The organism is Amycolatopsis balhimycina FH 1894, from assembly GCF_000384295.1.
GTDB lineage: Bacteria > Actinomycetota > Actinomycetes > Mycobacteriales > Pseudonocardiaceae > Amycolatopsis > Amycolatopsis balhimycina.
Genome location: NZ_KB913037.1, coordinates 649,002 through 668,775, shown reverse-complemented (window position 1 = coordinate 668,775; position 19,774 = coordinate 649,002). Strand labels below are relative to the sequence as shown.

Here is a 19,774-nt window from a genome sequence, read left to right as displayed (position 1 = left end):
TGCCCGCCCGTGCGGCCGGAGGAGTCCCTTGACCAAGTCTGACAGGGAAATCATGGACATCTTGGAAGCGTTCGATTTGACACGCTGTGCGCACTCGGCAGCGGAGCTGGCGGGGGTGGATGAGAAGACCGTCGCCCGTTATGTCGCGATCCGCGACGCGGGTGGTGACCCGTTCACCCCGGCGCGGCGGGCTCGTGGGATCGACCCGTTCCTGGGCAAGATCGAGGAACTGGTGGCGAACTCCCAGGGCCGGGTCCGCGCCGATGTGGTGCATCAGCGGCTGGTCGCGATGGGGTTCACCGGCACCGACCGCACAACCCGACGCGCGGTCGCCGAGGCGAAAGCAGCGTGGAAGGCCGGCCACCGCCGCAAGTACCGGCCGTGGACCCCGGAGCCGGGGATGTGGATGCAGTTCGACTGGGGTGAGGGCCCTCGAGTCGGCGGGCGGCGCACGCAGTTGTTCTGCGCGTGGCTGTCGTGGTCGCGCTTCCGCGTGGTGCTGCCCGCATGGGACCAGACCTTGGGCACTCTGGTGTCCTGTGTGGATGCCACGTTGCGTCGGATCGGTGGCGCACCAACATATCTGCTGACCGACAACCCCCGGACGGTGACGATGGACCGGGTCGCCGGGGTGCCGGTACGTCACCCTGAGATCGTCGCCGCGGGCCGGTATTACGGCTGCAAAGTCGAAACGTGTGAGCCGTTCGACCCCGAGTCCAAGGGCGGCGCCGAGCACACCGTCAAGATCGCCAAGGCGGACCTGGTGCCCACCACGGCGAACCTGCTGCCCGCCTACTCGACGTTCGCCGACCTGGCGGACGCGTGTGTCGAGTGGTGCGAGCGGGTCAACGCCCGCACCCACCGCGAGACCGGGGCCGCTCCGGATGTCCGGCTGGCCACCGAACTGCAGCATCTGCACGTCCTGCCCGCCGAACCGCACGCGATCGCCCTCGGCGAGGAGCGCCTGGTCGACGATGACCAGACGATCCGGTTCGGGTCGGTGCGCTACTCCACCCCCGACGGGCACCAGGGCAGCAAGGTCTGGGCCCGCGTCACCGGCGACGAGCTGGTCATCGTCGGCGACACCACCGCCGGGCTGACCGAGATCGCCCGGCATGTGCTGTCCACTCCGGGTTCTCCGCGCATCGACGACGCGCACTACCCGCACCATCCGGGCGGGAATCTGCCTCGCCCGCCGAAGGTCAGGGCACGCACTCCGGAGGAGGTCGCGTTCCTCGCCCTCGGCGAGGGTGCTCGCCGGTGGCTGGTCGAAGCCGCTGCGACCGGGGTGACCCGGATCCGGGTCAAGATGGCCCGCGCGGTGGAACTGGCGGCGATCCTGGATGCCGGCCGGGTCGACGACGCGCTGGGGCTGGCGGCGATCGCGGGCCGGTTCGCCGAGGACGACCTCGCCTCGATCCTGGACCACCTGACCTCCTCCGGGCCGCCGAGTGACGTGGTGGTGGCCGATGAGGCCCACTCCGCGCAACCGGGCACCAGCGGCTGGGAGGTGTTCGGCCAGTGAGCAGCCCCAAAGCCCCCGCCCTGCCTGAGGAACTGGACCTGGTGCTGCGCCGGATGCGGCTGCCCTACCTGCGCAAAGCCGCACCCGACGTCCTGGCCACCGCGCGGGCGCAACGCTGGGATCCCGCCGAGGTGCTGCGCGTCCTGCTCGGCGAGGAGGTCACCGGCCGCGGCGCCGCGACCCGGCGGATGCGGCGCAAGACCGCGAACTTCCCCACCGGCAAGACGTTCTCCTCCTGGCGCGCCGAGGAATCCTCGATCTCCGAGGCTACCCAGAACTCACTGTCCACATTGGAATGGATTGGAAGACAAGAGAACCTGGCCGTCGCGGGGCCGTCGGGCACCGGGAAGTCGCACTTCGTGGAAGCCCTCGCGCACTCGGCGATCGAGAACGACATGCGGGTGTCCTGGTTCACCCTGGAAACCTTGACCGCCGCGGTCGGCAAAGCCAAGGTCGACGGCTCGGTGGCCCGCACGATCTCCCGGATCTGCGGCTGCGACCTCATCGTCGTCGACATCGGGATGCTGCCCGCCGGGCAGGACGCCGCCGAGGCGTTCTACCGGATCATCGACGCCGCCTACGAACGCCGCTCGATCGCGGTGACCAGCAACATCCATCCCAGCGGGTTCGACTCGATCATGCCGAAAACCCTCGCCACGGCCACCGTCGACCGGCTACTGCACCACGCCCACCTGGTCACCACCAAAGGCGACAGCCACCGCCTCGCCGAAGCCATCGCGGGCAAGGGGGTGGTCCCCTTGACCTAACCAAGATCCGGAGAACCGCTGTCCATCAGCCCGGACAAGTACTGTCCGCCAGCCCGCAGACCAGCTGTCCGCCCGCCCGGAGTTCCCAATGACCGTTGACACGGGAAGCGCCTGTCTTTCCGCCAGGCCGTGATCGAGCCACGATGCCGCCGCCCGCTACCGTCGTCTCCGATCCCCGGACCCGGAAGCCGACCGACTGGATACCCCGCTCATCCGAGGCCCGGATCCGACGAAAAAGTAGACCGCGAATAGACCGCGACTGGCCGCACGCCACCGGTATCAGCCGTACACAACCGGACATCCCGGACTGGATCGCTGCTCCAAACAAGGCTGCCCAGAGGCCTGTTTTCGCAGGTCAGAGGTGGTGCCCTCGGAGAGATTCGAACTCTCACTGGACGGGTTTGAGACCCGTCCGCCGGAAGCGGGTCGACGAGCTGAGGGAAGCCGACAAGCCCGGCCGGCCGAGTGTCTCGGCGATCGATACCCAGGGCAGAAGAGGTGGGCGGTCGTCGGCCTGTATAGCGCCCATCACGAGGGGGCGATGGGTTGGCCTCGGGAGGACGGCAGTACCGGAGCGCTTCGCCGAAGATTGCGCGGGAGCGGCTCTGAGGGACGCCGAATTCCTCCGCAGCGTGGCTCTCGGTGGCGACGAGTAGCCCTGCGGTGCAGGACATCGGCGACGGCCTCGCCAGCGAGAAGCACGGTCGAGACCTGTTCGATCGCGGCCTACTCCGCTGGGGCGCCGAGGTCGAGGAGCCCGAGGGGCTGGTGGACAAGGGAACCAAAGGCAAGCGGGCCCGGAAGGTACCGCTGATCGAGGACATCCGAGAGCTGGTTGAGAGGCGGATCGCTCTGGCTGACCGAGATCCCGACGCTCGGCTGTTTCAGGGGCCTCGCGGCGGTCGCATCACGACGGCGGTGTTGCGCGATGCGACACGGTGGGATGAGGTGGTGTCGCGGCTGGGGTACGACCACCTTCGCCGCCACGATTTGCGGCATACGGGCCTGACCTGGCTGGCGGATGCCGGCGTTCCGGTGCATCACCTGCAGAAGATCGCCGGCCACGGCTCGCTGACGACGACGCAGAGGTACCTGCATCCGGATCATCAGTCTGTGGCGGATGCGGGGGAGCTGTTGACCAAGCACCTGCGATCGCCACGATCAGCCCGGCTGCGCGCCGTCTGATGACGGCATACGGAAATTGGTGAACGCTCCGTCTTCGAGAAGGCGGAGCGTTCCTTCATGCGCTTCTGGCACTGCGGAACGATTCCTGGCCGCTAGCGACCAGTCCTCGCCACGTTGCGAGGCCGACGTACTGAGATCCCGGCTGTGAGGCCGCCGCACAAGCCCGACGGCTACGAGTGCCGTGTCCACGGGGAGTCGCTGCGCCGCAATCCACGGGTGAACTGGTCGTCAGCGGCTGGGACGGCGACCTCCCCTGAGACCGTGGACGCCGGAACCAGCATCACCAGGTCCCAGCAAGCGCACGGGACCTGGCTCCGGCATAGAGCCAGGTCCGTGGGGTCAGGTACTACGCGCTGACCGGTGCGAGCCGCCAGTGTTGTTTGGCACCGCCCCAGCAGTCCCAGATCATTCCGCGAGCACCGCGGTCGAGGCCGCTACCGGCGATGTCGAGGCACCTTTGGTTGAGCTGGATCCTAATCTCGTAGTAGCCATTACCTGCGTCGGCGAGCCGCCAGTGCTGCTTGGCGCCGCCCCAGCAAGCCCACTGCATGGCCGGAGCGCCCTGGTCGAGGCCGGACCCTGCTACATCGAGACACCTCTGGCTGTTGAGCGGATGGATTTCGTAATAGCCGTTTCCGGCATCAGCGAGGCGCCACTTCTGGTTGGCGCCGCCCCAGCAGTCCACTGCCACGACCGGAACTCCGTCCCCGTTGCCGGCGGACTCAATGTCGAGGCATCTCTGGGTGAGCTGGGACCTGATTTCGAAGTATTGGTCAGTCCGAATATTGGCTTGGTGATTCGCCGCGGTGCTGGCCTGAGCCATCGCTGGGCCAAAGCCCAGGAACAGAGCCAGCGCACCCACGAGAACCCCGAGGTAGCGCCTGAACTTGCTCATAATGTCGGTAACCCCTGATCGCCACGTCATGTCGACACGCCGGACCGGTGGCCTGGCCGCCTTGCTGGAGCAACACCGCAGTGGTGGACAGGTCGACGGTGCTCGCCGGATAATGGCCAGCAGCTTGCGGGATCCTTGGTGACTGTCGGTGCCTGCCGGTGTCCGTTCTTGCAAGGCGCGTCGGTGGTGGTGAGGTCGTGGAAATCCGGCTGCTGGGAGTGGTCGAGGTCTGGGACTGCGACAGGCGACTGCCGGACCTCGGCACACCGCAGCAGCGAGCTGTCGTGGCGGCGCTGGCCGTGGACGCCGGCCGTCCGGTGATGCTGCATACGCTCATCGATCGGATCTGGGACCAGGCGTCCCCGGCCGGGGCCAAGCCGGCGCTGTACGCCCACATCTCTCGTCTGCGAAAGGCCCTGGACCAGGCCGAAACGGTCCGGCAAGCAGGGCCGGTCCGCCAGGCGGGCGGATACGCGTTGGACATCGACCCGGATAGCGTCGACCTGCACCGGTTTCACCGGTTGACCACCGCCGCCCGCCACTCCGAGCGTCTGGTTGCCGAGCAAGCCGGACTGCTGAACGAGGCCCTTGGTCTATGGCGGGGGCCTCCGCTGGCCGGCCTGCCCGGCGAATGGGCCGCCCGGATGCGCGAGGACTGGAACCAACAACGGCTGGACGCCACCGTTGCCTGGGCACGAGCCGAACTACGGCTCGGCCACCACGACGAGGTGATCGGGCCGGTGCGGCAGCTGCTGACCGAACACCCGTTGACCGAGCCACTGACCGCGATACTGATGCGCGCCCTGGTGGCCGCCGGCCGGGACTCCGAGGCCTTGGACCGCTATTCCCTCACCCGAAGCCGGCTCGGAGACGAACTCGGAAGCGACCCAGGACCCGAACTCCGCGCCCTGCACGAGGCGATCCTACGCGGTGAGCAGCCGCTGCCATCGCCCGACCTGGTAGTCACGCCCGGTGGCAGGCCGCCGGCCACACGCGCACAGTTCCCGCCGGACCTGCACAGTGTCACCGGACATGACCACGAACCACGTCATCTGGAGGGCCTCACCGACACCTTCGTGTCGCCGCACGTCGACCCCCTGGCAGACTTCTTTGGTCGCGCGTCCGAATTGGACGCGATGCACACCATTTTCACTGGTACCGCGGCACGGGGTGCCTCGAAAACGGTAGTGCTGACCGGGATGGGCGGGGTCGGCAAGACCAGCCTTGCCCGCGCCTACGCCCGACACCATCGCGCGGACTATGGCGTGGTGTGGTGGATCCGCGCCGAGGAAACCGCGACGATCGACGGAGATTTCCGCACGCTGTTGGAAATCCTCGCTCCGCACGATGCCGGCCAGATCAGCGATGCCGCGGCTGCGGTACACGCCCTGCTCGCCGATCAGCCCCGACCGTGGCTGTTGATCCTGGACAACGTGCCTGATGCTTCGTCGGCACGGGGCTTGGTTCCTGCGGCCGGGGATGGGCATGTGCTGATCACCAGCCAAGCCACCGCGCACTGGCCCTCGGGGCAGGCAGTGATCGCCGTCGAACCGTTGGGGCAGGAGACATCGATCGACTTGCTGACCTCACTGTCCCTGGACGACGACCGCGACGCGGCGCAGGTCCTGGCGCAGGAGCTGGGTGGAATGCCGCTGGCGCTGGCCCAGGCGGGGGCGTTCACCCGGGCCGGCGCGGTGACTCTGGCCACCTATCTGCGCCTGTACCGCAGCCGCAGAACCGAGCTGCACCAGGAAGGCCGGCCTCCGGACTATCCGCACACGGTGGCCACCACCTGGCAGTTAGCATTCGACCGGCTGACCCCGACCGCACGGGCACTGCTGAACGTTGTGTGCTTCTATGCACCCGACGCGATTCCGGTTCACCACCTTTTCACCCCGCTACACCGTGTCGAGGGCAGGTTGTCTGACGCTGTCGAGCCGTTGTCGGTGCTGCTCGATGACGAGCTCGCAAGGCACCGCGCGGTGGGGGAGGTCATGGCCTACAGCCTGATGGCCCCTGTCCGGGCCGCGACCATGACGGTCAGCATGCACCGTCTGGTCCAGGCCGTCACCCGTGACCAGTTCCGGACACCGAGCGCTACCAGGGAATGGGTGAAGGCCGCCCACATTCTGCTCGGCGCGGCGTTTCCGACCGAACCACGCACTGTCGTCAGTGTGACCACCCAGCACCACGTGGCCCGTGACCTGTTCGCGGAGCTGCTGCTGGTGGAACAACGAGTACTGGGCACCGACCACCCCGACACCCTGGCCACCCATGAGAGCCTCGCTCGCTGGACCGGACACGCCGGTGACACCGCCAGCGCACGCGACCTGTACACCGAGCTTCTCCAGGCGCAGCGGCGGGTACTGGGCGCCGAACACCCCGACACCCTGGCCACCTACTACAACATGTCGTTGTTCACCGGCCACGCCGGGGACTACTCCCGGGCGCGCGACCTGTGCGCGGACCTGGCGACGGTACAGCAGCGGGTGGTGGGCGCAGAACACCTCGACACGCTGGCCACCCGCTCACGACACGCCTACTGGACCGGGCAGGCCGGAGATATCGTCGGGGCACGTGACCTGGCAACCGAGTTGCTGATAGTGCAGCAGCGGGTCCTGGGCGCCGAACACCTCGAAACCATAGTCGGCCGCTACAACACAGCATTCTGGACCGAGAAGGCAGAGAACCCCGCCGCAATACACGATGTGTACCCGCATCTGCGGTCGATGCAAGAGCAGGTAATGGACGCCGAGCATCCCGGCACCGTGACAGTCCGCCACAACATTCCGTATTGGCCCGGCCAGGAGTTTGACTTCGCCTTCCTCCGCGCTATGTTCACCGACCTGTTGCCCGTGGCGAAACGGACGCTGGGCGCCGAACATCCTTTCACCCTGAAGTGCCACTACAATCTAACCCGCTGGACCGGGTACCTCGGGAATACGGCCGGAGCGCGCGACCTGTACACCGACCTGCTGACGATTGGGGAGCGAGCGCTGGGCGCCGAACACCCCGACACTCTGACCACCCGCCACAACCTCGCCTACTGGACTGGGCTGACCGGTGCCACCGTCGCGGCACGCGAACAGAACGCCCAACTTCTGGCGGTCCGAGAACGGGTACTGGGCGCCGAACACCCCCACACTTTGACCACCCGCCACAACCTCGCCCACTGGACCGCACACGCCGGCGACACCGTCGGCGCATGGGATCTGTTCACCGCGCTGCTACCGGTGCGGGAGCGAGTGCTGGGCGCCGAACACCCCGACACCCTGACCACCCGCCACCACCTGGCCCACTGGACCGGGCAGACGGGAGATTCCGCTGGGGCGCGTGACTTATTCGCAGAACTGCTGCCGGTGAGGGAGCGGGTACTGGGCGTCGAACACCCCAACACCCAGATCACCCGCCACAATCTCGCCTACTGGACCATGCAAGCCGCAGCGAGCGACGGATGAAACCGCAGACAGACGCTGCATGGGAGCGGACCTTCAAATTCATCAATGCGGCGAGCGCCGGTTGTCTATTGGCACGGTGGTGACCAACTGGATGGAGGCCAAGGCAGCCACCGGGCCGGGACCGCTGGCGCACGCAGCAGGACTGCGTGGACGCGCCGGTAACCTCGGCCTGCTGCTCCTGCTTCGGCGGTGCCGTCGATGTTCGTCGGGGGGCCGCCATGCCGGACCTACTGCCACTCACGTTCGTGGTGGCGTGTGGTCTCAGGTGCCAGTTCAACGGTCGGATTCACTCGTCAGAGCATGATCGCCTGGCGCTGCATCAGCAGAGTCAAGTGCGCTGCACGCCCTCAAAACCTGACCTGGTCCCCATATGGTCCCCAAGGGGGCCTGCTCATGATCAACCGCAAGATCAAGAGCGGAACGCAAAAAAGCCGCCTGAACTGGGCTTTCACCCAGGTCGAGCGGCCATCTGCGTCCGTCGGGCTGACAGGATTCGAACCTGCGACCCCTTGACCCCCAGTCAAGTGCGCTACCAAACTGCGCCACAGCCCGGACCCGCACTCCCTGAGTGCGTGAAAGTACTTTAGCGTGCCCGCCAAACGGCCCCGCAACCAGGGTCCTCGGCCCGCCTGACCTGCGGAAACACCGCCAGACGGACCGAGATGCAAGATCAAGCCGGGTTGGCTGCGTGTGTCAGGGTCTGCCAGGCCACGAACAGGTTGTTCGTGCCCGCCGGGCGCTGGTGCTCCGTCAGTGTCTGCGTGTTCGCCATTGCTGTGCCCAAGCGCGTGTGGAGCGCGTTGAAGCCCACCTCCGTCACCGGGCCGAGGCCGAGGTTCAAGTGGCCTGAACACAGCCAGCTGGGGACCGCCGCGCCCAGTTGGTACTTCGACTGGAAGCCCAGGGCCTGGCGCAGGCGCGTGCCGACGTCCGTGGAGTAGACGTCTTCGCCCTGGATGTGCAGCGTCTCCGCCACGTCGGCGATCGCCGCTATGCCGTAGCCCGTGTGGGTGAAGTCGCGGCAGGTCTCCTGGGTGAGGCCGTCCACGAACGTCGACTGGCCCTGCCAGTACGCCACGATCTGGTCGCGGGACGACAAGCCGCTGCCGGGGACCGTCTTCGGCAGGGAACCGTCCGAAGACAAATACACGTACGCCGCGACGCGGTTGCGGTACCGCGAAACCGCCTTGTCGAAGCTCGTCCTGTCCTCCAGGAACACCGAGATGCCGATCGCGGCCTCCATCATGGACAGTTCCCAGTTTCCGTTGCTGTTGCTGCCGTTGATGACCTTGCTCAGGTAGACATTGCGCAGCATCGTCGCGAACCGGCCGGAGTTCGGCCAGCTCGGATACGTGTACCTGATGATTTCCGCCGCGCGGGGCCACGACGAGCCTGCCCAGCCCGTCTGCAGTGGTGCGTTGCTGTTGGTGTGGCTCGTGATCACCGCCGACCACGCGTCCATCAGCGCAATCGCCTTCTGTGCGTAACGGGCGTCGCCCGAGATGTACCAGATCAGCGCGTCCGTGTATGCCGCTATTGCGTCTTCGCGCTCGTCCGTGCAGCCGTAGTTGGGGTTCGAGTACGAGCCGCATTCGACCACCGAACGCGGTTTCGGTGTCCGGGAAAGTGAGGCGTAGGCGCTCGCCAAAGTCTGGTCGTACGCCGCTTTCCAGGGCTGGGCGCCGGCCTTCACCTTGGTCTTGACGAAGTCCAGCTGTGGGCGGCTGACCAGTACTCCCGGGTGGGTGAACGTCGCCGGGGCAGCGGGCGCCGGTGTGGCGGTCAGACCCAATGCCAAGGGGATCAGTGCACCCCAAGTGAAGACCTTGCGAAAGCGGGACATGGCTCTCCTCGAGACGACGGTGTCTGGGGGCGCGTTGTCCACAGTGTCATGGTCCAGACCACTGTTGGTCAAGATGTTCTTTGACGGCAAAAGAAAGGGTTCAGCCCGCTGAACAAATCTGTTCAGCGGGCTGAACACGAGCCGCCGCGTTAATGTCCCGAGAACGTGGCTTTCCCCGGCCCATCGGCCAGGAACGACTTCACGGCGTTGCGGAGGTCCTCGGTTTCGAAGAGCGAAGCCGCGATCGTCGTGATGTGCGCGTTCGCCTCGGGGACGCCGCCCGCCGAGTAGTGGTCGAGGACGCGCTTGGTCGCCGCGTGGGCGCGCGTGGGGCCCTCGGCCAGGCGCTGGGCGAACGCCCGTGCGGCCGCGTCGAAACCTTCGTCCGGCAGCACGCGGTTGACGACGTTCCAGCGCTCCAGCGTGGCCGCGTCGTAGGTGTCGCCGGTCATCACGAACTCCTTGGCCCGCCCGACGCCGGCCCGTGCGGCGAGGCGCTGGGTGCCGCCCATGGTCGGGGTGAGCCCGACGACCTTCTCGACCAGCCCGAACTTCGCGCGCGAGGCGGCGAGGATGATGTCGCAGGCCACCGCGACCTCGAACGCCCAGGTCAGGCACAGGCCGTGGGCGGCGAACACCGTCGGGAACGGCAGTGCCGCGATCCGGTCCGGCACCGCCAGCATCTCGTCGAACAGCACTTTCGCTTCGGCGGGCGAGCCCTGGGCGTCGAACAGCGAGACGTCCACGCCGCCGCTGACGATCTTGCCCTCGGCGCGGATGAGCAGTGCCCGCGCGGGAGCGTCTTCCAGCGTGCCGATCGCCGAAGCGAGCGAGGACTGCAGCGAAGCCGTGTAGAGGTTCAGCGGCGGGGCGTCGATGGTCAGGACGGCGAGCCCGCCATCACGGTCGAGGCGGACCTGCTCAGTCATGCTCACCCTGCTTCTTCGGCTTCGACGATGTCGTCCCAATACTGCTGGGCCTCCGGGCGCCAGTCGACGTGTTTGTGATGGAACAGCTCCGCCGCCTTCGTCCCGCTCCACTTCGCCGGGAGGAGGTCGGCGGGCAGCTGCGGGTCGAGGAACGGGAACCGGCGCCACTCGTGCACCAGCTCCGTCTGCGCCCGCAGCACCGCGCGGCCGCCGGTGGGGTGCAGGCCGGTGAACCGGTCGATGAAGTCCTCGTAGCGGTCCTTCAGCTCGCTCAGGTCCCAGGACCGGGCGACCATGGACTCCTGCTCGCCGACCTCGCCGTATGCCGCGGTGAACGACATCGCCTGGGCGTCGAGGCCGAGCTCGCTGACGATCTGCTGGGCCTCCCGCTGGCGGGACAGGTCCGGGCTCACCCACACGCCGGCGACCGGCGAGCCGAAGCCCGCCCAGGTCAGGCGCGTGCGGAGCCGGTGCCGCAGGTCGCGCTTCGCTTCCGGCACGGAGACGATCAGCATCAGCCACTGCCCGTTCCAGCGGCGTTCCTCGCGGCCGAACGCGTAGATCCGGTCGGCGCCCTCGGTCAGCAGGCGCCGCCCGGGCGGGGTCAGCGACCAGCGCACGCGCCGCCCGACGCGCTCGGACACCACCCAGCCCTCGGCGGCCGAGCGGGCCAGTGCCTGCCGCGCCGACTTCTCCTCGATGTCGAGGAGACCCAGCACCTCGACGAGCATTGACGTCCAGACCGGCTTGTCCCGCGGCAGCGCGTACTCGCCGAGCACGGTCATCAGCAGCGACCGCGCGCTGGCGTGGCTGACCTCGCGGCGCCGGCTGACCGTGGGCCGGGGCGCGGAGGGGCGGCCTTCCCTCGGTTTCGGCCTGCGGCCGAGGGTGACCGGGGGAGCGGGTTCGCCCATGCTGTTCACCGACCTCACTGCGCGGGGGACTGACAACCGAACAGGGTACCCACACTGAGTGATCAAGGCGCCACGGGACACACACAGCCGGTGGCTTTGACCTTGATCTGACACTTCACCACGGGGTCGTAGACTCGGCTACCTCATGAGCGCAACTCTCGTCGCGAAGGACCTGGCCTCGGGCCACGGTGACCGCACCCTCTTCTCCGGACTCGATCTCGTGGTCGCACCCGGCGACGTCGTCGGCCTGGTCGGCGTCAACGGCGCCGGCAAGTCGACGCTCCTGCGGACCCTGGCCGGGCTCGCGAAGCCGGACGGCGGCGAGATCCGCCTGAACCCGCCGACCGCGACCGTCGGGCACCTGCCCCAGGAGCCGGAGCGACGGGAGGGCGAGTCGGTGCGGGGGTTCCTGGCCCGGCGCACCGGCGTCTCGGCGGCGCAGGTGGACCTCGACACGGCGACCGAGGCGCTCACCGCGGGCTCGGCGGGTGCGGACGACGAGTATGCCGCGGCACTGGACCGGTGGCTGGCTCTCGGCGGCGCCGATCTCGACGACCGGGCCGCCGAAGTGGCCGCCGACCTGGGGCTCACGGTCGATCTGGACCAGCCGATGACGTCGCTGTCGGGCGGCCAGGCCGCCCGGGCGGGGCTGGCGTCGCTGCTGCTGAGCCGGTACGACGTGTTCCTGCTCGACGAGCCGACCAACGACCTGGACCTGGACGGGCTGGCCCGGCTGGAGCGGTTCGTGTCGGGGTTGCGGGCGGCGACCGTGCTGGTCAGCCACGACCGCGAGTTCCTGGCCCGGACCGTGGACCGCGTCGTCGAGCTGGATCTGGCGCAGCAGCAGGTGAACGTCTACGGCGGCGGTTACGAGGCGTATCTCGAGGAGCGTGAGGTCGCGCGGCGGCACGCGCGTGAGGAGTACGACGAGTACGCCGACACGAAGGCCGCGTTGGAGGCGCGCGGGCGGATGCAGCGGGCGTGGATGGAGAAGGGCGTCAAGAACGCCCGCCGGAAGCAGCCCGACAACGACAAGGCCGCGCGTAAGTTCCGCTCGGAAGCCACCGAGAAGCAGGCGTCGAAGGCGCGGCAGACCGATCGGATGATCGAGCGCCTGGAGACCGTGGACGAGCCGCGCAAGGAGTGGGAGCTGCGGATGGAGATCGCCGCCGCTCCGCGTGCCGGAGCGGTGGTCGCGACCCTGCGCGGTGCGGTCGTCCGCCGAGGCGGGTTCACGCTCGGGCCGGTGGACCTGCAGATCGACTGGGCGGACAAGGTCGCCATCACCGGGGCGAACGGGTCCGGCAAGTCGACGCTCTTGGCGGCGCTGCTCGGCCGGGTTCCGCCGGACGAGGGTTCTTGCGCGCTCGGGCCGGGTGTCGTGGTCGGCGAGGTCGACCAGGCCCGGCGGTTGTTCCTGGGTGACGTCCCGCTCGCGGAGGCGTTCGCGCGGGAGGTGCCGGAGCTCGCCGACGCCGAAGTGCGGACGTTGCTGGCGAAGTTCGGGTTGAAGGCCGCGCACGTGCTGCGGTCGGCGGCGACGCTTTCGCCGGGGGAGCGGACGCGGGCGGCGCTGGCGTTGCTGCAGGCGCGAGGGGTGAACCTGCTGGTGCTGGACGAGCCGACCAACCACCTGGACCTGCCGGCGATCGAGCAGCTCGAGGCGGCGCTGGACAGGTACCCGGGGACGCTTCTGCTGGTGACCCATGACCGCCGGATGCTCGACGCCGTCCACGTGACGCGCCGGCTGGAGGTCGACGCGGGCAAGGTTCGCGAGTTGTGACGGCCGGCGGTTTCGCGGCCATGGTGAGCAGCGCTCTCGAACGTGAGCACCGCCGCGCGACGTGAGTGATCACCGCTCTCGGGAGAGAGCGCCGCTCACCCCTTCGTCGCGCCGCCCGTCAAGCCCTTCACGAACTGTTTCTGCAGCGCCAGATAAAAGATCAGCACCGGCAACGTCGCCAGGAACATCAGCGCGAACACGCTCCCGAGATCCGCCTGGTACTGGCCGATGGACCGGTAGATGCCCGTGGTGATCGTCGTTCCCTGGCTGGGCCCGAGGATGATCAGCGGGTCGATGAAGTCGTTCCAGATCCACACGCCGAGGAAGATCAGCACCGACGCCGTCGCCGGGCGCAGCAGCGGGAACACCACCCGCCAGAACACCTGCATCCGGCTCGCGCCGTCCAGGCGTGCCGCTTCCTCCAGTTCCACCGGGACGCTGCGAATGAATCCCGAGAACACGAACACCCCGAACGGCACGTAGTACCCGACGTTGAACAGGATCAGGCCCTGCAGCGTCGCCATCAGGTGCGTGACGCGCAGGACGTCGGTGATCGGGATGAGGATGACCTGCGGCGGGATCATCAGCCCGGCCAGCAGCACCAGCGTCAGGACCTTCGTCCACCGCTTGCCCGAGCGCGCCAGGTAGTGGCCCAGCATCGCCGACAGCACGGTGAGCACCAGGATCGACAGCACCGTCACCACGATGCTGTTGGTCAGGCTGACCCAGAACAGGCCGTCCGGCCGGGTCAGCACCGCGTGGATGTTCGCCAGCGTCGGCGGCAACGGCAGTGACGCCGGCTCCTTCGCGATCAGGTCGCCGCGCTTGACCACGTTCGCCAGGACCAGGTACAGCGGCACGAAGAACACCGCGCTGACCAGCAAGGCGACCGAGGGCCGCAGCCAAGAGCGTGTCACAGGTCCACCTCCCGGCGGCGCAGGAAGGTGAGCACGACCGTCGTCACGACCGCGACGATCACCAGCATCAGCACGGCCATCGCGGACGCGTAGCCGATGTGGTTCGAGTCGAAGCCGGTCTGCAGCACGTCGAACGCGATCGTCGCGGTCGCGCCGGAGCCCGGGCCGCCGTTGGTGATCACCTTGACGTAGTCGTAGGTCTTGAACGCCGAAATCAGCAGCACGACCGTGTTGATCGTCAGCGACGGCGCGAGCAGCGGCCAGGTCACCGCCCGGAACCGGCGCAGCGGGCCGGCGCCGTCGATCTCGGCCGCTTCCAGCAGCTCCGCGGGCACGCCCTGCAGCCCCGCGAGGTAGACGACGACGCAGAACCCGAGCATCTGCCAGCACACGATCGACGCCAACGAGTACAACGCGACGTCCGGATCGGACAGCCAGCCCGGCGGGTGCTCGACACCCAGAACACGCAACAGGTTGTTCAGCGGACCCTGGTCGTCGAGCAGCCGGGACCACACGATCGAGACGACGACCGAGCTGAGGATCACCGGCGTGAAGAACACGCTGCGCAAAGCGTTGTACAGCCAGCCTTTCCGGTCCAGCAGCAACGCGACGCCCAGGCCGAGGACGTTGGGCACGATCACCACGATCAGGGTCAGGATCGTGGTGACCTTCAGCGCGGTGAGGAACTGCTCGTCGGTGAAGAGCAGCTTGTAGTTGTCGAGGCCGACGAACTTCACCGGCGGGTTGAACGGGTTGTAGTTCGTGAGGCTGTAGCCGAAGCTGATCAGGATCGGCGCCATCACGAAGCACAGGTAGACGAGCACACCCGGCGCGCCGAACGACGCGAAGTGCGCCACCCGCGGCAGGATCGGCTTGCGCCGCCTGCCGCGGGCGGGAGTGCGGGGTGTGCGAGGCGGAGCGGGGGAATCGACGACGGCGGCCAAGTGGGTCAGCCCGCCTTCGCCCACTCGGTGTCCAGGAACGCGCACGCGTCGGCCACGGACTTGCGGCCCGTGATGACGTCCTGGGCGGCCTGGTCGACCTTGTCCTTCATGCCGGGCAGCAGCCCGTCGTCGGCGGTCTCCCAGCGGAACGCGTGCACCACGGCGTTCTGCTGCACGGCCTGGGTGTAGAGGTCGTAGCCTGCCTTGAAGGTCGAGCCGACGTCGGACGGCGGGGTGTAGCCCTTGATCGCCGGGAACAGGCCGTCGGCCTTCACCGAGGCGTCGAGCTGGTCCTTGTCCAGCTGGAACCCGAGGGCGAACTTCCGCGCGGCGTCGAGGTTCGCGGCCTTGGCGTTGACGATCATGCCGCCACCGGTGTACGCGGGGACGACGAGCTTGCCGTCCTCGGTGGGGAAGTTGAACACGCCCACCTCGAAGTCGTGCTTTTTCGAGTCGGCGTTCGCGGCGAACCAGTTGCCCATCGGGTACATCGCGCTCTTGCCGTCGAGGAACGCCTGCTCGGTCGCCGCGTAGTCGCGGGACACGCTGGTCTTGTCGACGTACCCCTTCGCCGCGAGCTCGGCGAGCTTCGAAAACGCGTGCTGGAACGCGGGATCGGCGAACTTGACCTTGTCCTGGCGGCGCTGGGTCAGCCAGTCCGGCATCGTGTTGTAGACCTCGGTGCTGACCAGGCCGGAGAGGATCATCGACGACGGGAAGCCGTCCTTGCCGCCGCCGATGGTGAACGGCGAGGAGCCCTTGTCCTTCAGCTTGCCCGCGTCGGTGACGAGTTCGTCCCACGTCTTCGGGGGCGCGGTGATGCCCGCGTCGGCGAACATCTTCTTGTTGTAGTAGATCGGCGGGATGGTCTGGGTGTTCGCGGGCAGCTGGTAGTACTTGCCGTTCACCGGGTTGGCCTGCGGGAACTGGAAGTCCTTGAGCTCGTCCGGGGTCCAGGCGTAGAGGTTACCGGCCTCGGCGAAGCCCGCCGAGTCGACGGCGATCATCACGTCCGGGAACTGGCCCGACTGCAGGAGCTGCTTCGCGTACGACGTCCGTCCGTCGGCGGTCGGCGCGACGAGCTTCTTGACCTTGATCCCGGGGTTCTTGTCGGTGACGCGCTTGATCGCGGCGTCCCAGTAGGCCGGGGTGAGGTTCGGGGTTTCGAACGTCAGGAAGGTGATCTCCTTGTCGCCGCCGCTGCCGCCGGTGTTCGACCCGACCGAGCACGCGCTCACCGCCAGGAGCGCCGCTGCGCCCAGCGCCAGGGACCTTCTCATGTCCAGCCACCTTCCTCGACCCACCATATGTGATGTATGACGCATCTGATCGGATCTATTCGACGATGTCAAGCGCCGGATACGCGCAAATCCGCATCGAACGGCGACATAGATCAGATCTTTATGCGATCGAGTCGGACGACGACGCTGGCGAAGTCTCCGGGGGGCAAGCCGAGGGGAAGTCCGTGGGCGAGCAGGACCGCGCCGCTGTGCGTCCGGCCCGGCTCCGGCTCGGCGTACCGCGCGGCCGGGTCGAGACCGTCGAGCCGCAACGGCCGCTCCGGAGCGTTGAAGTGCGCGGCCTGGCGGTAGGCGAAGACGACCGACCGGTCGCCCAGGACGTACTGGAAGGCGACGACGCCGTCGTCGATCGGGGGCCGCAGCCGGTACAGCGTGCCGTGCTGCACCACCGGCCGGATGTCCCGGTAGCGCGCGATCAGGTCCCGGGCGAGCGCGAGATCCTCGTCCGGCCAGTGCACGATGTCGCCGCCGAGACCGAGCACCCCGGCCATGGCGACGTGGAACCGGAACCGCAGCGGCACCGACCGCGCGGTGACGAAGTTGGGGTTGTCGGTGACCCAGGCCGACATCGCGCCCGCGGGGTAGAGCTGGCCGTAGCCGTGCTGGATCCGCAGCCGGTCGAGGGCGTCGGTGTTGTCGGAGGTCCAGACCTGGTCGGAGCGGGCCAGCACACCGAGGTCGATCCGGCCGCCCCCGCCGCTGCACGACTCGATCCGCAGGTCCGGGTGGTCCCCGCGAAGCCGGTCCAGCAACGCGTACACCGCGTGGGTGTGCTCGACCCACAGCCGGTCCTGGTCCGCTTCGCCCGGCCAGCCCGCTTCGCTGAACGGCCGGTTCATGTCCCACTTCAGGAAGTCGACGCCGTGTTCGCCGACGAGCCGGTCGAGCCAGTCGTACGCCCACTCCTGCACGTCGGGCCGCGCGAAGTTGAGCACGAGCTGCCGCCGCAGCTCCGACCGGCGCCGGTGCGGGTGGTGCTGCACCCAGTCCGGGTGCGCGCGGTAGAGGTCGCTGTCGGGGTTGACCATCTCGGGCTCGACCCAGATGCCGAACTTCATGCCGAGCGCGTGCACGGCGCCGACCAGCGGCTTGAGCCCCTCCGGGAACCGCTCGCGGTTGACGTGCCAGTCGCCGAGGCCGGCGTGGTCGCCGGTGCGGGCGCCGAACCAGCCGTCGTCCATGACGAACAGTTCCACCCCGAGCGCCGCGGCCCGCTCGGCGAGGGCCCGCTGCCCGGCCTCGGTGACGTCGAAACCCGTGGCCTCCCACGAGTTGTAGAGCACCGGACGCAGTTCTTCCGGGTGCGGCAGGACGTGCGCGCGGACGTAGGCGTGCCACGCCCGGCTCGCGGCGCCGAACCCGCCGTCGGTGTACAGCCCGGCGGAGACCGGCGTGGTCAGCGGGCGCCTGGGCCCGACGCGGTGCACGACGCCGTCCTGGCCGAAGCCGCCGCTCACGGTCAGCCGTCCGGTCGAGGACCGGGTGGTGGTCAGGCGCCACGACCCGCTCCAGGCCAGCGCGACGCCGTAGACCTCGCCGTGACGCTCGGTCGCGGTGCCGTCGTCGACCATCACCCACGGGTTGGCGTGGTGGCTGGTGATTCCGCGACGGCTGGCGAAGGTCGTTTCGCCGTGCGGCACGGATTCCCGGTGCAGCTGGGTTTCCGCGGCCCAGCGCCCGGTGACGTGGCTCAGCCGGTAGTCCTCGGAGACCGGCAGCGCCCAGGTGGCCGAGTCGGCCCGGACGACTTCCACGTCGGTGTCCGCGGTCAGCTCGGTCCAGCGTTCGAGGACGTCGCCGCGCAGCCGGTAGTGCAGGGTGATCCGCAGCGGGTAGTGCCGGTCCGTGAAGTGGACGCGCAGGTGCCCGGCGGTGATTTCGTGGTCTTCGTACCGCCATTCGAGGGCCCGTGTCCCGTCGGCGAAACGGACCTGCAGGGCGGGTGTCCAGTAGCGGGTGCCGCCGTCGGTGGCGAGCTCGTCGAGTCCTTCGTTGGGGTCGTTGAAGCCGTCCCACCAGGGAAGCGTTTTCGCGGTCAGCTCGACGACGCCGGCCGCGGGCAGCGCGGGTCCCCAGTAGACATGGGCGGGGACGTCGTCTTCGCCGAGCCGCAGCGCGTACGTGCTCGACTCCCCGGTGAGCACCCAGGTGCGGTGTCCTTCGAGGAAGCTGATCCCGGTCATGCGGGACATCCTGCTCATCGGCGTGGCCGCCGCCAAGGGATGTCCCGCTCACCGGTCACGGGCGGTCGGTGAGTCCATCCATGCCCCCGCCACCACCCTCAACGGAGGCGCTCCGCGCCACTGCATAGATATCCGCCCATGGTCTTGAAGTACTCGTGCGCGCCGACATCGGTTCCGTCGGCGGTGCGGACGCGCTCGACCAGCAGGCCGGGCGACTGCCCGCGGCGGGCGTCCGGCCCGGCCACGATCACGACGCCGTCGCCTTCCCTGATGAAGATCCGGCCCGGCGTGCCGCCGTAGTGGCCCTGCGAGACCGACGCCTTCGTGATCCGCAGCTCCTGGCCGCGGTGGTAGGCGAACGCGTTCGGGTACGGGTCCGACAGCGCGCGCACGAACCGCTCGATGTCGGCGGGCGGCAGCGTCCAGTCGATCAGGCTGTCCCGCTTGGCCCGCTTGTGGAAGAAGCTCGCCTTGGCCCGGTCCTGCGGCACAGGCGTGTAGCCGGTCTCGATCAGCCCGATGGCCTCGGTCGTGATCGGCGCGATGAGGTCGACGGTGCGGTGGAACAGGTCCGTGGTCGTGTCGGCGGGACCGACCGGGATCGCGCGCTGCAGCACGATGTCGCCGGCGTCCAGCTCGCCGTCCATCATGTGGGCGGTGACGCCGACCTCGGGCTCGCCGTTGATCACGGCCCAGATGAGCGGGGAGAAGCCCGCGTAGGACGGCAGCAGCGAGTCGTGGATGTTCAGGGTGCCGTGGCGCGGCAGCTCGAAGATCTCCGGCGGCAGCCAGGTGCGCCAGTTGTTCGCCACGATCAGGTCGAGGTCCGCCGCCTTGAGCTCGGCGAGCAGCTCGGCGTCGTCCGGGCGGGTGCGCAGGAGGACCGGGAGGCCGTTCTCCTCCGCGAGGCCGGCGACCGAGTCGGCCCAGATCCGCTCGTAGGCGTGGTCGCTCTTCGGGTGCGTGACCACGAGGGCGACCTCGTGGCCGGCGTCGATGAGCGCCCGCAGGGTCCGGTGCCCCCAGGTCTGGTAGCCGAACATCGCGACGCGCATTGGTGCCCTTTCAAGATCGGGGGACGAACATCACCACGAACGTACTAGGCGAGGCTCGCCTAAGTTAGGTTAGGG

The 19,774-nt window shown here is 68.4% G+C and carries 14 protein-coding genes and 1 tRNA gene; 5 read left to right on the top strand and 10 right to left on the bottom strand.

The genetic code is table 11. The features are described from left to right. Nucleotides 1-52 precede the first annotated feature (52 nt). From istA to A3CE_RS49795, 3 genes are all read left to right on the top strand, one after another. Nucleotides 53-1,525 (top strand): IS21 family transposase, encoded by a 1,473-nt coding sequence (gene istA / locus A3CE_RS0102175; RefSeq protein ID WP_020638426.1) that lies wholly within the window; start codon nt 53-55, stop codon nt 1,523-1,525. Beyond that, nucleotides 1,522-2,292, top strand: a complete 771-nt coding sequence (gene istB, locus A3CE_RS0102170) for an IS21-like element helper ATPase IstB (protein ID WP_020638425.1) — start codon at nt 1,522-1,524, stop codon at nt 2,290-2,292. Before istA ends, istB begins: the two co-directional genes overlap by 4 nt. A gap of 663 nt (nt 2,293-2,955) precedes the next feature. After that, nucleotides 2,956-3,477: a tyrosine-type recombinase/integrase gene (locus A3CE_RS49795; protein WP_020638424.1), complete on the top strand. Its 522-nt coding sequence runs from the start codon at nt 2,956-2,958 to the stop codon at nt 3,475-3,477. 346 nt (nt 3,478-3,823) lie between these two features. On the opposite strand, the gene A3CE_RS0102160 is transcribed toward A3CE_RS49795, so the two are convergent. Next, nucleotides 3,824-4,372 (bottom strand): RICIN domain-containing protein, encoded by a 549-nt coding sequence (locus A3CE_RS0102160; RefSeq protein WP_020638423.1) that lies wholly within the window; start codon nt 4,370-4,372, stop codon nt 3,824-3,826. Between the two features lie 197 nt (nt 4,373-4,569). On the opposite strand from A3CE_RS0102160, the gene A3CE_RS53205 reads away from it, so the two are divergent. After that, entirely contained in the window at nt 4,570-7,830 is a 3,261-nt protein-coding gene (locus A3CE_RS53205) for an AfsR/SARP family transcriptional regulator (protein WP_026468067.1), read from the top strand. Nucleotides 7,831-8,308: 478 nt separating this feature from the next. Here the strand turns inward: A3CE_RS53205 and A3CE_RS0102150 are convergent. From A3CE_RS0102150 to A3CE_RS0102135, 4 genes are all read right to left on the bottom strand, one after another. Next, nucleotides 8,309-8,382: transfer RNA gene (locus A3CE_RS0102150), tRNA-Pro, on the bottom strand. Between the two features lie 118 nt (nt 8,383-8,500). Beyond that, on the bottom strand, nt 8,501-9,673 hold the full coding sequence (locus tag A3CE_RS0102145; protein WP_026468066.1) for an alginate lyase family protein: 1,173 nt from the start codon (nt 9,671-9,673) through the stop codon (nt 8,501-8,503). 149 nt (nt 9,674-9,822) lie between these two features. Beyond that, complete coding sequence (locus A3CE_RS0102140) at nt 9,823-10,602, bottom strand: enoyl-CoA hydratase/isomerase family protein (protein ID WP_043790623.1); 780 nt, start codon at nt 10,600-10,602, stop codon at nt 9,823-9,825. Between the two features lie 2 nt (nt 10,603-10,604). After that, entirely contained in the window at nt 10,605-11,516 is a 912-nt protein-coding gene (locus tag A3CE_RS0102135; RefSeq protein ID WP_020638420.1) for a PaaX family transcriptional regulator, read from the bottom strand. Nucleotides 11,517-11,661: 145 nt separating this feature from the next. On the opposite strand from A3CE_RS0102135, the gene A3CE_RS0102130 reads away from it, so the two are divergent. Then, the gene (locus tag A3CE_RS0102130; RefSeq protein WP_020638419.1) at nt 11,662-13,299 is read left to right on the top strand and encodes an ABC-F family ATP-binding cassette domain-containing protein; all 1,638 of its coding nucleotides are present in this window, start codon (nt 11,662-11,664) and stop codon (nt 13,297-13,299) included. Nucleotides 13,300-13,394: 95 nt separating this feature from the next. On the opposite strand, the gene A3CE_RS0102125 is transcribed toward A3CE_RS0102130, so the two are convergent. The 5 genes from A3CE_RS0102125 to A3CE_RS0102105 all read right to left on the bottom strand — a co-directional run bounded on the left by A3CE_RS0102125 (nt 13,395) and on the right by A3CE_RS0102105 (nt 19,699). Next, nucleotides 13,395-14,216, bottom strand: a complete 822-nt coding sequence (locus A3CE_RS0102125) for a carbohydrate ABC transporter permease (RefSeq protein WP_020638418.1) — start codon at nt 14,214-14,216, stop codon at nt 13,395-13,397. Next, a complete protein-coding gene (locus A3CE_RS0102120; RefSeq protein ID WP_020638417.1) occupies nt 14,213-15,184 on the bottom strand; it encodes a carbohydrate ABC transporter permease in 972 nt (323 codons plus the stop codon). Before A3CE_RS0102120 ends, A3CE_RS0102125 begins: the two co-directional genes overlap by 4 nt. After that, nucleotides 15,166-16,440, bottom strand: a complete 1,275-nt coding sequence (locus tag A3CE_RS0102115; RefSeq protein WP_020638416.1) for an extracellular solute-binding protein — start codon at nt 16,438-16,440, stop codon at nt 15,166-15,168. Before A3CE_RS0102115 ends, A3CE_RS0102120 begins: the two co-directional genes overlap by 19 nt. Before the next feature lie 113 nt (nt 16,441-16,553). Next, on the bottom strand, nt 16,554-18,644 hold the full coding sequence (locus A3CE_RS0102110) for an alpha-galactosidase (RefSeq protein ID WP_020638415.1): 2,091 nt from the start codon (nt 18,642-18,644) through the stop codon (nt 16,554-16,556). A 98-nt stretch (nt 18,645-18,742) separates the two neighbouring features. Continuing rightward, nucleotides 18,743-19,699, bottom strand: a complete 957-nt coding sequence (locus tag A3CE_RS0102105; RefSeq protein ID WP_020638414.1) for a methionyl-tRNA formyltransferase — start codon at nt 19,697-19,699, stop codon at nt 18,743-18,745. Nucleotides 19,700-19,774 lie beyond the last annotated feature (75 nt).